This window comes from Mycobacterium sp. pR1184, from assembly GCF_041287235.1.
In the GTDB taxonomy this organism is placed as follows: domain Bacteria; phylum Actinomycetota; class Actinomycetes; order Mycobacteriales; family Mycobacteriaceae; genus Mycobacterium.
In genome coordinates this window covers 75,990-89,912 of the sequence record NZ_JBGGKR010000018.1, presented here as the reverse complement: position 1 = coordinate 89,912, position 13,923 = coordinate 75,990, and the positions used below count along the sequence as shown (strand labels likewise).

Annotated in this window: 13 protein-coding genes; 6 read left to right on the top strand and 7 right to left on the bottom strand. The window is 67.4% G+C overall.

Features of this window, described 5'->3' with window-relative positions; genetic code table 11:
• A complete protein-coding gene (locus ACAG21_RS25750) occupies positions 1-222 on the top strand; it encodes a hypothetical protein (protein WP_370499088.1) in 222 nt (73 codons plus the stop codon).
• A gap of 2 nt (positions 223-224) precedes the next feature.
• Here the strand turns inward: ACAG21_RS25750 and ACAG21_RS25745 are convergent, their stop codons facing one another.
• From ACAG21_RS25745 to prpD, 3 genes are read right to left on the bottom strand one after another with little or no spacing between them, the layout of a single operon-like run.
• Positions 225-1,343: a bifunctional 2-methylcitrate synthase/citrate synthase gene (locus ACAG21_RS25745; RefSeq protein WP_370499087.1), complete on the bottom strand. Its 1,119-nt coding sequence runs from the start codon at positions 1,341-1,343 to the stop codon at positions 225-227.
• Complete coding sequence (gene prpB / locus ACAG21_RS25740) at positions 1,324-2,253, bottom strand: methylisocitrate lyase (RefSeq protein ID WP_370499086.1); 930 nt, start codon at positions 2,251-2,253, stop codon at positions 1,324-1,326. The genes ACAG21_RS25745 and prpB overlap by 20 nt, the downstream gene beginning before the upstream one ends.
• On the bottom strand, positions 2,250-3,755 hold the full coding sequence (gene prpD, locus ACAG21_RS25735; protein ID WP_370499085.1) for a 2-methylcitrate dehydratase PrpD: 1,506 nt from the start codon (positions 3,753-3,755) through the stop codon (positions 2,250-2,252). The genes prpB and prpD overlap by 4 nt, the downstream gene beginning before the upstream one ends.
• 119 nt (positions 3,756-3,874) lie before the next feature.
• Between prpD and ACAG21_RS25730 the strand changes: the two genes are divergently transcribed.
• From ACAG21_RS25730 to ACAG21_RS25720, 3 genes are all read left to right on the top strand, one after another.
• A complete protein-coding gene (locus ACAG21_RS25730; protein ID WP_370499084.1) occupies positions 3,875-5,299 on the top strand; it encodes a short-chain fatty acyl-CoA regulator family protein in 1,425 nt (474 codons plus the stop codon).
• A gap of 81 nt (positions 5,300-5,380) precedes the next feature.
• The gene (locus ACAG21_RS25725; RefSeq protein ID WP_370499083.1) at positions 5,381-6,745 is read left to right on the top strand and encodes a flavin monoamine oxidase family protein; all 1,365 of its coding nucleotides are present in this window, start codon (positions 5,381-5,383) and stop codon (positions 6,743-6,745) included.
• A gap of 147 nt (positions 6,746-6,892) precedes the next feature.
• The gene (locus tag ACAG21_RS25720; protein ID WP_370499121.1) at positions 6,893-7,870 is read left to right on the top strand and encodes a GGDEF domain-containing protein; all 978 of its coding nucleotides are present in this window, start codon (positions 6,893-6,895) and stop codon (positions 7,868-7,870) included.
• Here ACAG21_RS25720 and ACAG21_RS25715 read toward each other — a convergent pair.
• A complete protein-coding gene (locus tag ACAG21_RS25715) occupies positions 7,867-8,379 on the bottom strand; it encodes a DoxX family protein (RefSeq protein ID WP_342926724.1) in 513 nt (170 codons plus the stop codon). The two genes, ACAG21_RS25720 and ACAG21_RS25715, sit on opposite strands and share 4 nt — an antisense overlap.
• 203 nt (positions 8,380-8,582) lie before the next feature.
• Between ACAG21_RS25715 and ACAG21_RS25710 the strand changes: the two genes are divergently transcribed.
• Both ACAG21_RS25710 and ACAG21_RS25705 read left to right on the top strand, forming a co-directional pair.
• On the top strand, positions 8,583-10,160 hold the full coding sequence (locus ACAG21_RS25710; protein WP_370499082.1) for a pyruvate, phosphate dikinase: 1,578 nt from the start codon (positions 8,583-8,585) through the stop codon (positions 10,158-10,160).
• On the top strand, positions 10,157-10,762 hold the full coding sequence (locus ACAG21_RS25705) for a MarR family transcriptional regulator (protein ID WP_370499081.1): 606 nt from the start codon (positions 10,157-10,159) through the stop codon (positions 10,760-10,762). Before ACAG21_RS25710 ends, ACAG21_RS25705 begins: the two co-directional genes overlap by 4 nt.
• A 3-nt stretch (positions 10,763-10,765) precedes the next feature.
• On the opposite strand, the gene ACAG21_RS25700 is transcribed toward ACAG21_RS25705, so the two are convergent.
• The 3 genes from ACAG21_RS25700 to ACAG21_RS25690 all read right to left on the bottom strand — a co-directional run bounded on the left by ACAG21_RS25700 (position 10,766) and on the right by ACAG21_RS25690 (position 13,897).
• Positions 10,766-12,019 (bottom strand): DUF1298 domain-containing protein, encoded by a 1,254-nt coding sequence (locus tag ACAG21_RS25700; protein ID WP_370499080.1) that lies wholly within the window; start codon positions 12,017-12,019, stop codon positions 10,766-10,768.
• Positions 12,020-12,023: 4 nt separating this feature from the next.
• Positions 12,024-12,926: an alpha/beta fold hydrolase gene (locus ACAG21_RS25695; RefSeq protein WP_370499079.1), complete on the bottom strand. Its 903-nt coding sequence runs from the start codon at positions 12,924-12,926 to the stop codon at positions 12,024-12,026.
• 176 nt (positions 12,927-13,102) lie between these two features.
• Positions 13,103-13,897 carry an HPF/RaiA family ribosome-associated protein gene (locus ACAG21_RS25690; RefSeq protein WP_370499078.1) on the bottom strand — a complete coding sequence of 265 codons (795 nt, stop codon included), beginning with the start codon at positions 13,895-13,897 and terminating at the stop codon, positions 13,103-13,105.
• Positions 13,898-13,923: the final 26 nt, after the last annotated feature.

The following is a 13,923-nucleotide window of genomic DNA, read 5'->3' as shown; positions in this document are numbered from 1 at the left end:
ATGAGCAGACTTCGGTTCCTGATACCGGCCGCGGCGCTGGCGAGCGTGATGGCGACCACGCTCGGCGTCGGCATCGCTTACGGTCAAGCCCCCGCACCGGGTGATTCATGCACGGTGTTGCACTCCACCACGCAGGACGCCAACGGCCGCACGATGTGGTGCAACCCGACCATGACCGGCAACCACAGCCTGGTCTGGCAATATGGCGGGCCGACGGACTAGGCCTACCGGTGGGCCAGTGCCCGCTGCTCGCGTCCCGAGTAGGCGCTCAACGGGCGGATCAGGGAGTTCGACGCGGCCTGTTCCATGATGTGAGCGGTCCACCCGGCGATCCTGCTCATCACGAAGATCGGCGTGAAGCAGGCGATGTCGAATCCCATCAGGTAGTACGCCGGGCCGGTCGGGAAGTCGAGATTGGGCAAGATGGCAGTGGCGTCGAACATTTCGGCTTCCAGAACGTTGTATATGTCCAGCCAGCGCTGTCCGTCGCGCGTCGCGGCGACGCGGTTCAACGCCGCCTTCATCGTCGGCACCCGCGAGTCACCGTTCTTGTAGACCCGATGCCCGAATCCCATGACCTTCTCCTTGCGGGCGAGCTTGCCGCGCAACCACTCTCGCGCGTTGCCCGGCTCGCCGATCTCGATCATGTCGTGCATCACCGCCTCGTTGGCCCCACCGTGCAGCGCACCCTTGAGCGCACCGATGGCCCCGGTGACCGCGCTGTAGATGTCCGACTGCGTCGACGTCACCACCCGCGCGGCAAACGTCGAGGCGTTGAAACCGTGTTCGGCGTAAAGGATCATCGACTGTTCGAAGGCCTGCACCACCGCGGGTTCGGGCACCTCACCGAAGCACATCTGCAGGAAGTTCTCGGTGTAGCCCAGGGCGCTGTGCGGCGGGATCGGCGCCAACCCGCGCCGGCGCCGCATGTCCACCGCGACGATGCTCGGCAACACCGCGAGCATCCGCAGCGCCTTGGCCCGGTTCGCCGAGTCGTCGTCCTCCTCGGGGTCCTCGGCACCCAAAAAGCTGATGGCGGTGCGTACCACATCCATCGGATGACAATTGTCGGGCAGCTTGGTCAGCAACGACAGCATCGAGCGGTCGAGCCGGCGGCTGGCGCGTTCGCGCTGGCTGAACAGCGCCAGCTCCGCGTCGGTGGGCAGCTCGCCGCGCCAGAGCAGGAATGCGACTTGCTCGAAACTGCAGTGGGCCGCCAAATCCTGGACCGGATACCCGCGATAGGTCAGCGAATTGGTCTCCGGCACCACTTTCGAGATCGCGGTGGTGTCCACCACCACGCCGGCGAGGCCCTTCTTGATGTCAGCGGTCGGCGCGGTCATGGTTGATCCCTTCAAGGCTGAAATTGTAAGTGTCGGTGTCGAATTCGTTGTAGTCCTGGTAGCGCAGCAGCGAGTACAGCCGGCTGCGGTGTTGCATGCGATCCAGCAAATCGAATTGCGTTCCCGAAGAACCGATTTCACGCAGACCCGCTTCGACGGCGAACATCGCCAGCCGCAAGGTGGTGACCGGGTAGATGACGACGTTGTAGCCGAGGTCGGCGAGTTGGCGCACGTTCAGCAGCGGCGACTTGCCGAATTCGGTCATGTTGGCCAGCAACGGAACGTCGACCGCGGCACGGAACGCCTCGAACTGCGCCACCTCGGTCAGCGCTTCGGTGAAGATCATGTCCGCGCCGGCATCGGCGTAAGAACGCGCACGATCGATCGCGGCGGGCAGACCCTCGATGCCGGCGGCATCGGTGCGCGCGCAGATGACGAAGTTGGGGTCGCGCCGCGCGGATACCGCTGCGCGCAAACGCTTCACCATGTCCTGGGCCGAGACGACGGCCTTGCCGTCCAGATGGCCGCAGCGCTTCGGGTTGACCTGATCCTCGAGGTGGCATCCGGCCAGTCCGGCGTCCTCCAGGACCGTCACCGTGCGTGCGGCGTTCAGCGGCGCGCCGAATCCGGTGTCCGCGTCGATCAGCGTCGGCAGGTTGACGGCGGCGGCGATCTGCGCGCCCCGGCCCGCCACTTCGGTCAGCGTCGTCAGGCCGATGTCCGGCAACCCGAGATCGGCCGCCAACGCGGCACCGGACACATACACGCCTTCGAAGCCCGCCTCGGCGACCGCCTTGGCCACCAGCGGCGAGAAGGCGCCCGGAAGCCGCTGCAGCCGGCCACTTTCCAGGCCAGCGCGCAATGCGATGCGCTTGTCGGCGGCACTGGACGAGGAGCCGGCCACGCTCATCGGAAGATTCCCGACGGAATCGCCGGCGCCTTGTCCAGCACCCGCGGATCGACCACCACGTTCAGCGCCCCCAGCGCGCCGCCTTTCAGATCCGCGAGGGAGTCGACGGCGGACAAGAACCGGTGCTGTTCAGAGCTTTCCACGACGCCGTCGGCGAGCTCGGAGAACTTGCGGACGTACTGCTCGCGCGCGAACGGCCGGGCGCCCAGCGGATGAGCATCGGCCACGGCCAATTCGTCGGAGATCACCTCGCCGCTCTTCAGCGTCACCTCCGCACGCGCCCCAAAGGCCTTCTCGGCCGGATCGTTCGAGTGGTAGCGGCGAGTCCACTGTGGATCCTCGACGGTGGAGATCTTGTGCCACAGTTCGACGGTGTCGGGCCGGTGCGCTCGCTCCGGAGCGTACGAGCGCTCGTGGTGCCAGCTGCCGTCCTGCAGCGCGACCGCGAAGATGTAGGGCAGCGAGTGATCCAGCGTCTCCCGGGAGGCGTCCGGATCGAACTTCTGTGGGTCGCCCGAGCCGGTACCGATCACATAGTGGGTGTGGTGGCTGGTGTGCAGCACAATCGTCGCGACCTGCTCGAGATCGCCGATTCGGTCACGCAGCCGGCGCGCCAGGTCGATCGGCGCCTGGCTCTGGTACTCCGCGGAGTGCTCCTTGGTGTAGCTGTCCAGAATCGCGCGCTTGGCTTCGCCCGGCTCGGGCAGCGGCACCTGGTAGGTGTGGTCGGGACCGCTTAGCAGCCAAGCGATTACGCCGTCCTCGCCTTCCCAGATGGGCGCCGGGGCGCCTTCCCCGCGCATCGCGCGGTCGACGGCCTCGATGGCGACCTTTCCGGCGAACGCCGGCGCGAACGCTTTCCAGCTGGAGATCAGGCCCTTGCGGGATTGACGGGTGGCCGTGGTCAGGTGCAGCGCTTGCCCGACCGCCTGATAGATGGTCTCGGTGTCCAACCGCAGCATCGTCCCGATGCCCGCGGCCACCGACGGACCCAAATGCGCGACGTGGTCGATCTTGTGCTCGTGCAAGCAGATTGCCTTGACCAGGTCGATCTGGATCTCGTAGGCGGTGGCCACACCGCGGATCAGGTCGGCACCCCGTACATCGAGCTGCTGGGCGACGGCAACGAGCGGCGCAATGTTGTCGCCGGGATGGGAGTAGTCCGCGGCCAAGAACGTGTCGTGGAAGTCCAGCTCGCGCACCGCGACGCCGTTGGCCCAGGCCGCCCACTCGGTCGAATAGGCGCCCGGTACGCCGAAGACGCGCGCCCCACGCTGCACCGGATGCGCCAGCGCCTGGGCCCGCGCGGTGCTCACCGGCCGACGGATCACCGAGGCGGCGCTGACGGCGGCATTGTCGATGATGCGGTTGATGACCATCTCCGCGGTCGCCGCGGGCACGGCGACCGGGTCCGCCGCGACCTCGGCAATCTTGAAAGCCAGGTGCTCGCGGCGGGGGAAATCGTCGGCGCTACGCCGGGTTCGCACGTCATGGATGCGCATACATCGCACAGTACGCAGCCGGAGAAACGCGGTAAATCCCCTAAATAAGCGTAATTTTGTGTCCCGCTCCCGGCGGTTTTGCGAAGTTTGTGAAAGGCGGTGGGCGTACCGTGTAGCAGGTGGCGAAGACGTTCGCGGGTGCGCGGCTACGCCGGCTGCGCGAGGAGCAGGGGCTGACTCAGGTCGCGCTGGCGCGCGCCCTCGGATTGTCGACCAGTTACGTCAACCAGCTGGAAAACGACCAGCGCCCGATCACGGTCCCGGTGCTGCTGACGCTCACCGAGCGATTCGACTTGCCGAATCAGTACTTCGCGCCCGAGTCCGATGCCCGACTGGTCGCGGACCTGCGCGAGATCTTCGCCGAGGGACCCGCGACGGCCGGGCAGATCGAGGAGCTCGTCGCCCGCATGCCGGAGGTCGGCCAGACGCTGGTCAATCTGCAGCGGCGGCTGCACGACGCCACCGCCGACCTGGAAGCGCTGCACAGCCGGGCCAGCGCCGAGACATCCGCGGCACCCTCGCAGCCGATGCCCTTCGAGGAAGTCCGGGACTTCTTCTACGACCGCAAGAACTACATCGGGGATCTCGACGTCGCGGCCGAGCGCCTGTTCGACCAAAACCGTTTGCAGCCAGGCGGACTCGACAACCAGCTGGCGGAGTTCGTTCGCGACCAGCTCGGCGTGACGGTGGTCATCGACGATGGTCAGGTCTTGAATCCCAACTCCAAACGCCTGTTTCGCGCCGAGTCGAAGACCTTGTATCTGGCCCGGTGGCTGCATCCGGGCCAACGCGCCTTCCAGTTGGCAACTCAGATCGCATTACTCACCCAGGCCGAACTGATCACCCAGCTCATCGACGGCGACGACCAGCTCAGTGACGATGCGCGGGGTGTGGCGCGCATCGGGCTGGCCAACTACTTCGCCGGCGCGCTGTTATTGCCCTATACGCGATTCCTCGAGGCCGCCGAGGCCCTGCGTTACGACATCGACCAGCTGGCAAGACGTTTCGAGGTGGGCTTCGAAACCGTCTGCCACCGGCTGTCCACGCTGCAGCGCCCGAGCGCCCGCGGCGTCCCGTTCATCTTCGTCCGAACCGACAGCGCGGGCAACATCTCGAAACGTCAGTCCGCCACGGCTTTTCACTTCTCGCGCGTCGGCGGCAATTGCCCGCTGTGGGTGGTCCACCACGCCTTTTCCCGGCCCGGTCAGTTCATGACTCAGATCGCGCAAATGCCCGATGGGCGCACCTATTTCTGGCTCGCCAGGACCACGTCGGCGGAACCCAGCCGCTACCTCGGCCCGGACAAGACCTTCGCGATCGGGCTCGGCTGCGATGTGGCCCACGCCGAGAAACTGATCTATTCCGTCGGAATCGATTTGAACGATGCTGAGGCGATCGTGCCGATCGGCGCGGGCTGCAGAATCTGTGACCGGCCCGCCTGCCCGCAACGGGCGTTCCCCTACCTCGGGTACCCGGTGTACGTCGACCCGCACTCCAGCACCGATCTGCCCTATCCGCCGATCGTCCCGGCGCCCGGTCGATGAATTCCGCGCGAACCGGCCGCTGACGTGGCCCGGCCGGTGTAGTTTGCTGCTCAGCGGGGGTAGGGCAACCGAGGAGCGGTCATGGCGGACGTCGATTATTGCGTGGTCGGAGCGGGTTTCGCGGGCTTGACCGCTGCGCTCCGGTTGAAGCAAGCCGGGCACTCGGTGGCCTTGCTGGAGGCCCGCGACCGCGTCGGCGGCCGCACCTTCACCGTCACCCGCGACGACGGCGTGTGGGTCGACCGCGGCGGGGCGTGGATCGGGCCCGGACAGGACCGGATCTACGCGTTGATGAACGAGTTCGGGGTGCCGGAATACAAGCAGCACAACGACGGCGACGCGATGATGATCGTCGGCGGCAAAAAGCACCGCTACGGCGGCACTATTCCGTGGACCGTGAGCCCGTGGGCGGTCGCCAACCTCGGGCTCGCCCTGGCCAGCATCGAGAAGATGGGCAAAGCTCTTCCGCGCGAAGCCCCGTGGGAGGCGAAAAAGGCCCACGAGTGGGACCGAATCAGCATTGGGCAGTGGATTGAAAAGAATTCCATATCCTCCGAAGCCGCCCAGATGCTGGACATGGCCTTCGCCGGCCTGTACACCTCGGCAGCGTCGGAGACGTCGTTGCTGTGGGGGCTGCTGCAGACGGCATCGGCCGGCGGACTCACCTTCGCGATTTCGGGCAAGGGTGGCTCCCAGGATGCCCGCCCGGTCGGCGGCATGGGCGCCCTGCATCGCCCGATGGTCGCTGAACTCGGTGAGGCGCTACACCTTTCGCAGCCGGTCCGCCAGATCAGCCAGGACGACGACGGCGTGACGGTCAGCGCGGCCGATCTGGCGGTGCGGGCGCGACGGGTCATCGTCGCGATCCCGCTGGCGATCGCCACCTCGATCGACTACGAACCGCTGCTGCCGGTGGACCGCGCGTTTCTGCACCAGCGTGTGACAAGCGGCGCGGTGATCAAGACGTCGGTCTTCTACGACGAGCCCTTCTGGCGCGCCGACGGACTGTCCGGCCAGTCCGCCGCCCCGGGCTCCCCGGCCTCTTTGACCATCGACGCCTGCACGGACGCCGGGAGCCCGGGCATCATGTGCGTCATCACCGAGGGCCCGGCGGCGCGCCGGCTCACGATGCTCGACGAGGCCGAACGCAAAACGGTGGTAATCGGTGAGCTGGTCAACCGGTTCGGCAGCAAAGCCCAGACGCCGCTGGAATTTCACGAACAGAACTGGAGCCAGGAGCGCTACTCCGGAGGTGGGATGATCGGCCACACCCCCACCGGTGTGTTGACCGAGTACGGCTACACGCTGCGCGAGCCCTGCGGCCGGATACATTGGGCCGGAACCGAAAGCTCGGCGGTCATGTGCGGGTGGATCGACGGCGCGATCCGGTCCGGAGAACGTGCCGCGGCCGAAGTGGCGGCCGCCGAAACCGCCGCGGTCGCCTAGTCACGGCAGCCCTGCCTGGTCATCCCGGTGTGCTTGCCGGAAAGAGCAGTGCCACAATGGGCCGATCATCACCATCACGGGGGCCTGACCAGGAGAGTTGACGGGATGGGTGTTAACGTCCCAGGCCCTTTCGCTCGGCGATATCGGCTGCGGCTACATGCCAGTGCCGGCAGCGGCTTCTACGCCCGCGAGCAAGTTCGGGTGCTGCGAATCTTCTTGGGCGGCACGACTTTTCTTTACGCCTGGGGCGTGGCGTTCACCCTCTTTCCCATCCACAAGGGCCTGACCTACGCGAACCCGACCGGGGGCATCATCGCGATCGTCCTCGGCGTCGCCGCTTTGGTCTGGCTGGGCGTGCGTCCCGACCGACCCGCGCCGGCGACGGCCGTTGCGATCGTGGCCACCCCGATCGTGATGGCCTTCCACGTCGCGATCATCGCCGAGTTCGTCTGCCTGATCGCGCCGATCTTCCTGGCCATGTACCTGCGCGCGTTCCACTCGCCGCGCCGCGGGGCCATGCTGGTCGCCGTGCTGACCGCGGCGTGCGTCCTGGCTCTCGCGGTCGCGCCCACGCGCAAGCTGGTGATCGACTACGTCATCTTCGTGATCGCCATCGTCGGTGCCGCCGAATCGTTCGGGTTGCTGATGCGAGCCCTGGTCGCCGCGGCGTGCACCGATCCCCTGACGCGCCTGCTCAACCGGGCGGGCTGGGAGATCGCCACCGCCGACCTGCTGGGCCGGTCCCGTTCGGCAGCCATCACCGTCACCGTCATGGTGCTCGACATCGACAACTTCAAGACGATCAATGACACCCACGGGCACCTGGCCGGCGACGAGCATCTGATCAGCCGCGCGGAGTGCTGGCGGAAACTGGCGCCCGCCAATGCCGTTCTGGCCAGGCTCGGCGGCGACGAATTCGCGGTGTGTATCGCCGACGACGCCAACGTGGCGCCGGGCAACTCCGATCGATTCCTGGCCGACGTCCGCCTGCACACTCCGGGCACCAGCATCGGCACCGCATCGCACAGCGGTGTGGGCGCCGACATCGCCGCGCTCTACGCGATCGCCGACGCCGCACTCTACGACGCCAAGCGCAAGAAGCTTCCGGGCGCGCTCGGGATCTAACCGGCTTGCTTAGCCGGCGGGCGGTAGAAGATCAGCAACAGGCCGAGGCCGCCCGCCAGCCCGAGCCCGACCGAGATCAGCAGGCCGTTCCAGCCGATCAGCGGGTTGTTGATCCCGAAGATCACCCAATCCAGGCTGAGCCGGCCGGGGCCCAGCGTGGCCACTCCGACCGCGCTGAGCGCCAGGACCAGGTTGTACTCCCAGCCCTCCTTGACGATGAAGAAGCCATTGTGACGATGGACGGTCCAGGCCGCGACCAGCATCAGCGCGACAAAGCCGGCCGCCGGAATCGGCGTGAGCAGCCCGGCCGCCAGCCCCAGCCCGGCAGCGATTTCGGTGGTGGCGGCCACCGTGGCGTGGAATTTGCCCGGCTTCATGCCGATGCTCTCGAACCAGCGCGCGGTGCCCGGGATGCGGCCGCCGCCGAAGAACTTGTTGTAGCCGTGCGCGGCCAATGTCACGCCCAGGACCAGCCGCAGGATCAGTAATCCGACGTCATAGGGAGTCATACGTGCAAACCTAGATCATCGGCCGGATTGGACAACAGCAGCGGTGAGCGGCTGTGGCGGTCGATCCGTGTGGGAACATAGCGGGCGTTCCCGCGCATGCCGAAACCAGCCGAGCCAGGAGGGGGTGCACCACGGCGCGTATCGCACGAGGCGACAGCACTCCCGAGAGCATCGGGCATGCGCCCGCCTCCACCGACCACACCGTGGTGTTGCTGAACGGCGACGCGGACCATCCGCGGGAGATCCTGGGCAACAAGGGCCACGGCATCGAGGTCATGCGCCGGCACGGCCTGCCGGTGCCTCCCGCGTTCTGCATCACCACCGAGGTGGGCCTGCGGTATCTGGTCGAGCCCGCCGCGACGCTGGACGCGATCTGGGACGACGTGCTGGGCCGGATGCAGTGGCTGGAGACCGAAACCTCCCGCACGTTCGGCCGGGGCCCGCGCCCGTTGCTGGTCAGTGTGCGCTCGGGCGCCACCCTGTCGATGCCCGGCATGATGGACACGATCCTGAACGTCGGCCTCAACGACGACGTGGTGCGGGCGCTGGCGGCGTCGGGGACCGAGAAGTTCGCCCGAGACACGCTGCTGCGATTCACCGACATGTATCAGCGCATCGTCGGCGGAGCATCGCAATCCGTTCCGGCCGACCCGTACGCGCAGCTGCGTGCCGGCATCGAGGCGGTGTTCGCGTCGTGGAATTCGCCGCGCGCGGTTGCCTACCGCGACCACTACGGCCTCGACGATCGCGGCGGTACCGCAGTGGTGGTGCAGGCCATGGTGTTCGGCAACCTCGGCGCCAATTCCGGTGCCGGAGCATGCTTCTCACGCAACCCAATCACCGGCGCCAACGAACCGTTCGGCGAGTGGCTGCCCGGCGGTCAGGGCGACGACGTCGTCTCGGGGCTGGTCAACGTGGAACCGATCACCGCGCTGCGCGACGAGCAGCCGGCGGTCTACCAGCAGCTGATGGACGTCGCCCGCACCCTGGAGCGGCTCGGGTCCGACGTGCAGGAGATCGAGTTCACCGTCGAAGAGGGCAAACTCTGGCTGCTGCAGACCCGGGCGGCCGAGCGCTCGGCGCAGGCCGCGGTGCGACTGGCGCTGCAGCTGCATCACGAGGGGCTCATCGACGCCACCGAGACATTGCGCCGGGTGACCCCGGCCCACGTAGAGGCCCTGCTGCTGCCCGCTTTGCAACCGGAAATACGTTTGGCCGCACCACTTTTGGCCAAAGGCCTGCCCGCCTGCCCGGGCGTGGTGTCGGGCAAGGCCTACACCAGGGTCGACGAGGCGCTGGAAGCCGCCGACCGGGGCGAACAGGTGATCCTGGTGCGCGACCACACCCGCCCCGAAGACGTGATGGGCATGCTGGCCGCGCACGGCATCGTCACCGAGATCGGCGGGGCTGCCAGCCATGCGGCAGTGGTCAGCCGCGAACTCGGCCGGGTGGCGGTGGTGGGCTGTGGCAACGGCGTGGCGGCGACGCTGGCCGGCAAGCAGATCACCGTCGACGGCTACGAAGGCGAAGTGCGCGAAGGTGATCTGGCCCCGACCTCGTGGTCGGAGAACGATACGCCCGAGCTACGCGAACTCGCCGACCTCGCACGACGGATCAGCCCGCTGCGCGCGCACGCCGGCGGCGACCATCCCAGGCTGGCGGACACCTCCGACGCCGCGGTGCGTGCCGCCCTGGAAAGCGGCCAGACCGACGTGCTTTCAGCCTCCCCGCTGATCGTCATGCTGGCCGCGCTGCGCTTGTCGAGCCAGGCCACCGGATGACCGAACTGGCCGTGCTGCAAGCGGTCCGACTCAAGGGCCGGGTCAGCCCGGCCGATCTGAGCGCCACGCTGAACCAAGACGTCGACGATGCCGTCGAACAGCTGACCGTCTCGGGTTTCCTGGTCGGTGATGCCACGTTGCGAATCAGCCCCAGCGGCCGCGACCGGCTGGACGCGCTGCTCGCGCAGGAACGCGAAGGCATCGACGAGGCGGCGATGACCGCCGCCTATGACGACTTCCGAAGCGTGAACGCCGATTTCAAAGCCCTGGTCACCGATTGGCAGCTCAAGGGCGGCCCCGCCGGTAAACCCAACGCGCACGACGACGCCGAGTACGACGCGGCGGTGTTGGCCCGCTTGGACGCAGTACACGCCCGGGTGCTGCCGATCATCGAAGCGGCCGCGGCCCAGCTGCCGCGGTTGAATGCCTATTCGGTGAAACTGGTTGCCGCACTGGACAAGGTCAAGTCGGGCGACAGCACCTGGCTGAGCCGGCCGCTGATCGACTCCTACCACACCGTGTGGTTCGAATGGCACGAGGAGCTGATCGGCGCGGCCGGGCTGACGCGTGCGCAAGCGGCGAGATCCGATGACGCGCAGTAGCCTTTACAGCGCGGCGTCCAACAACTCCAGATAGGCGTCGACGTCGGCATCGACGCCTCGAAAGACCGACTCCGCCGTGTGGACGCTGATCGCGACGGTCTCGCCGATGCCGTGTACTCCGTGCGTCAGACCCATCGACGGCGACAGTCCCGGATAGCCGGCCGTCAGCACTACCCGCGCATCGCCGAAGCGCAGATCGGCGGGCCCGCGGTTGACACTGGACACCACGGTGTTGCCCAGCACCTGCGCGGATCGGGCACCGGCGTCGAATCGTGAGATGCCCCAACGTAGTAGCGGGGCCGGTACCGTCGCGAATGCCCGGTCGCCGGCCCGTGTCGCCGGATGTTCGAATCGGCGCCGGCCGTTGGCCAGATCGGTGGCGATCCGATCCAGCCGCGCATCCAGCTCCAACTGCGGATAGAGTCCGACGACGACGTTGCCGAAGTGATTATTCGCCTGTGGTACACCGGGTTTGGCCATCGGGACCTCCGCGCCCAACATATCGGTCGCGCCGGAAAGCAACCGCGACAGGGCGGTCGACACCGCGGCGAGCACCGCGACGGTGACGCTGGGCCCGCGCAGCTGCGAGCGATGGCGCACCAGTGTGCGCATCGAACGGACGCCGTCGGGGCGGGTATTGGTGGCAAGCGGCGGGCGAGTTCCGGCCCCCGGTGCCAGCAGACCCGCCCGCGTATCGCGGACCAGCCCGCGGTGGCTGCGCGCCGCCTGGGCGGCTCGCCACGCGAAGATACCCGGCGACGGCCGTCGCACCTCGGGCACCGGCGCCGCCCGGCCGAACAGCCAAGCGGCCAGCGCCGCGCCGCGAACGCCGTCGGCCAGCGCATGCGGTAGCTGCAGAACCGCCACCGTGCCCGGGCCTTCGACACCCGGAATGCCGGGCACCGGCGTGAACACGTGGACCCGCCAGGGCATCCGGCGAAGGTCCAGCTGGCTGTCGGCGAACCCGGCCACCGCCGACAGGCAAGCCTGCCAACTGTGATCCGTCAGGTCGTGGCGCACCACCTGCTCGGGCGTCACTGTCGTGGGCACCCACCGCGGATACGTCAGCGAACACCCATCCTCGACGCGCAACGTCAGTTCGGGGCACGCCCGAGCCCGGCGCCGAACCTCTTCGAAAGCACCGCCTAAGTCGGCGGGTTCACCGTCGAATGCATAGAGCAGGAACTCGTCGCTGGGGACTTTGGCCGACATCCAGTAGAACTGCGCATCGACGGCCGCCATTCGGCGCGCAGCCACGGCGTCAGCCGGGTGATCCGATGAACGCCAGCACCCGCTCGGCGATTTTCTCGGGCTGTTCAAGCTGCAGAAAATGCCCGGCATGGTCGATGATCGCGACATCGCTGCCGGCGGGCAGCACCTTTTCGGTCCAGTGCGCGAAAGCCGGAGTCATACAACCGTCGTCGCGGCCATGCAGATACAGCGACGGCAGGATCGGCGCCTTGGTCCACAGCTGGTTCAGTTCGGCGTACCGCTGCGGCGGCCGGGTGTTGCGCAGCGTGGCACGGTAGGTCCCCAGCGCCGCCCGCCAGCTTTCCGGTGTTCCGATCGCGGCATCGACGTGACGCAGGTCCTCTTCGGCGCCGCGATAACCCGGTGACCACCGCCGCCACAGCCGCGGCAGCACCCAGGACGCGGAACGCTCAGGCAGCAAAGGCAATTGGAAATAGAACATGTACCAGCTACGCCTCAGCTGACCCGGCAGCAGGCGGGCCAGCCGGGCGCGCTCGCTCACCTGACCGCGGAAGGCGGCCGAGACCGGCACCGACATGATCACGGCCTTGGTGAACGGGCTGTTGGGCATCGCGGCCAGGCCGGTGGCGGCAAGTGCGCCCCAGTCGTGTCCGATCACCACGTCGCGGTCGGTGCCCCCGGCGGCCTCGCGCACCCGCAGCGCGTCGTCCATGATCGCGCCCACGTGATAGCTGCCGTCGTCGGGTAGGGACGACGGCGCGTATCCCCGCATGAACGGCGCGACGACCCGCCAGCCGGCCGCGGCAAGCAACGGGGCCATCTTGCGCCAGCCGTAGGCAGTGTCGGGGAAGCCGTGCAGACACAAGGCGATCGGGGCGTCGGCTGGGCCCCAGGTGAGCGCCTTGAGATCCGCGGGAGGGCCCGGCACGTCGATCCACCGCGGCTCGGTCATCTCGGGTAGTCCGCCATCTTCACTCCCTGTTCGGCAAAATTCCGACCGGATACCTGACGGGCAATCGCCCGCACCGACCAACGTATCGTGCGCGAATCAGAGTGCATCAACCGCTACTGAATATCGTTCAAATCCGCACTGTCGCAATATCTTCGGATCGGGCGACATCCTGGACGCTAGCCTGCCGGACTGATCAACCCGTAATGGCCGTCGTAGCGGCGGTACAAGACGCAGGCACGGCCCGGCGCTGCGTCGATGAAGAACAAAAACGGCAGGTCCAGCAGGCCGAGGCGCTCGGCTGCCTGCTCTTCGGTAAGACACGGCGGCGGCTGGGTACTGATCGTCACGGGTAGTTCGAACGGGCTCAGTTGGTCCGCCAGTGCAGGTGCCACAAGAGCTAGGCGATAGCCGGTCGGTCCGCCGCGATAGAGCACCGCGACGGCACCGGTGCCTTTCTCGGTGAAAAGGTGAAAGTCGTAATCAAGCAAGTCCATTTCGAGGGCCGCCTCGTCGACCGTACCGGGCGCCATCGCGAACGACTTTCGCCGAATGACGCGTACTTCCGCCGCCGGACGGGGGAAATAGCTCCGTCGATGCATGGGCTCGGATTCGTGGCGCCACTCGTGCGGATCGCTGATCAACCCTCGTTGCGCCTCCCAGTGGTGGGCGGCCCGTTCCAACCGGCTCCGAAGTCTCGCCTCGAGCCGATCTACGGCTTCGCGCGCGGTGACGCCGTGGGCTTGGGCGCGAATGAGCCGACCGTCGACATCCAGATTGGCCTGGGCGACGACGGCTCGCTCCACGGCCGGATCGCCATGCTTGGTCAATCTGACGCGGGCATGCAGCACCGGCCGGGGGATGAGCCGCGCGAGCTTGTCGATCTTGGTGCGCGCGTATTCCGCTGCACCTGGAAGCTCGCCGTGTGTTGTCACGACGAAATCGGTCAGGGCTGGGTCTGTCCCGTGGCGCATGATCTCCTTGCTACGCCGCGGTTTTC

Excerpts from the sequence above, each read along its gene's own strand:
- ACAG21_RS25750 (WP_370499088.1), top strand. The coding sequence starts at position 1 with ATGAGCAGACTTCGGTTCCTGATACCGGCCGCGGCGCTGGCGAGCGTG.
- ACAG21_RS25745 (WP_370499087.1), bottom strand. The coding sequence starts at position 1,343 with ATGACCGCGCCGACCGCTGACATCAAGAAGGGCCTCGCCGGCGTGGTG.
- prpB (WP_370499086.1), bottom strand. The coding sequence starts at position 2,253 with ATGAGCGTGGCCGGCTCCTCGTCCAGTGCCGCCGACAAGCGCATCGCA.
- prpD (WP_370499085.1), bottom strand. The coding sequence starts at position 3,755 with ATGCGCATCCATGACGTGCGAACCCGGCGTAGCGCCGACGATTTCCCC.
- ACAG21_RS25725 (WP_370499083.1), top strand. The coding sequence starts at position 5,381 with ATGGCGGACGTCGATTATTGCGTGGTCGGAGCGGGTTTCGCGGGCTTG.
- ACAG21_RS25715 (WP_342926724.1), bottom strand. The coding sequence starts at position 8,379 with ATGACTCCCTATGACGTCGGATTACTGATCCTGCGGCTGGTCCTGGGC.
- ACAG21_RS25705 (WP_370499081.1), top strand. The coding sequence starts at position 10,157 with ATGACCGAACTGGCCGTGCTGCAAGCGGTCCGACTCAAGGGCCGGGTC.
- ACAG21_RS25695 (WP_370499079.1), bottom strand. The coding sequence starts at position 12,926 with ATGACCGAGCCGCGGTGGATCGACGTGCCGGGCCCTCCCGCGGATCTC.
- ACAG21_RS25690 (WP_370499078.1), bottom strand. The coding sequence starts at position 13,897 with ATGCGCCACGGGACAGACCCAGCCCTGACCGATTTCGTCGTGACAACA.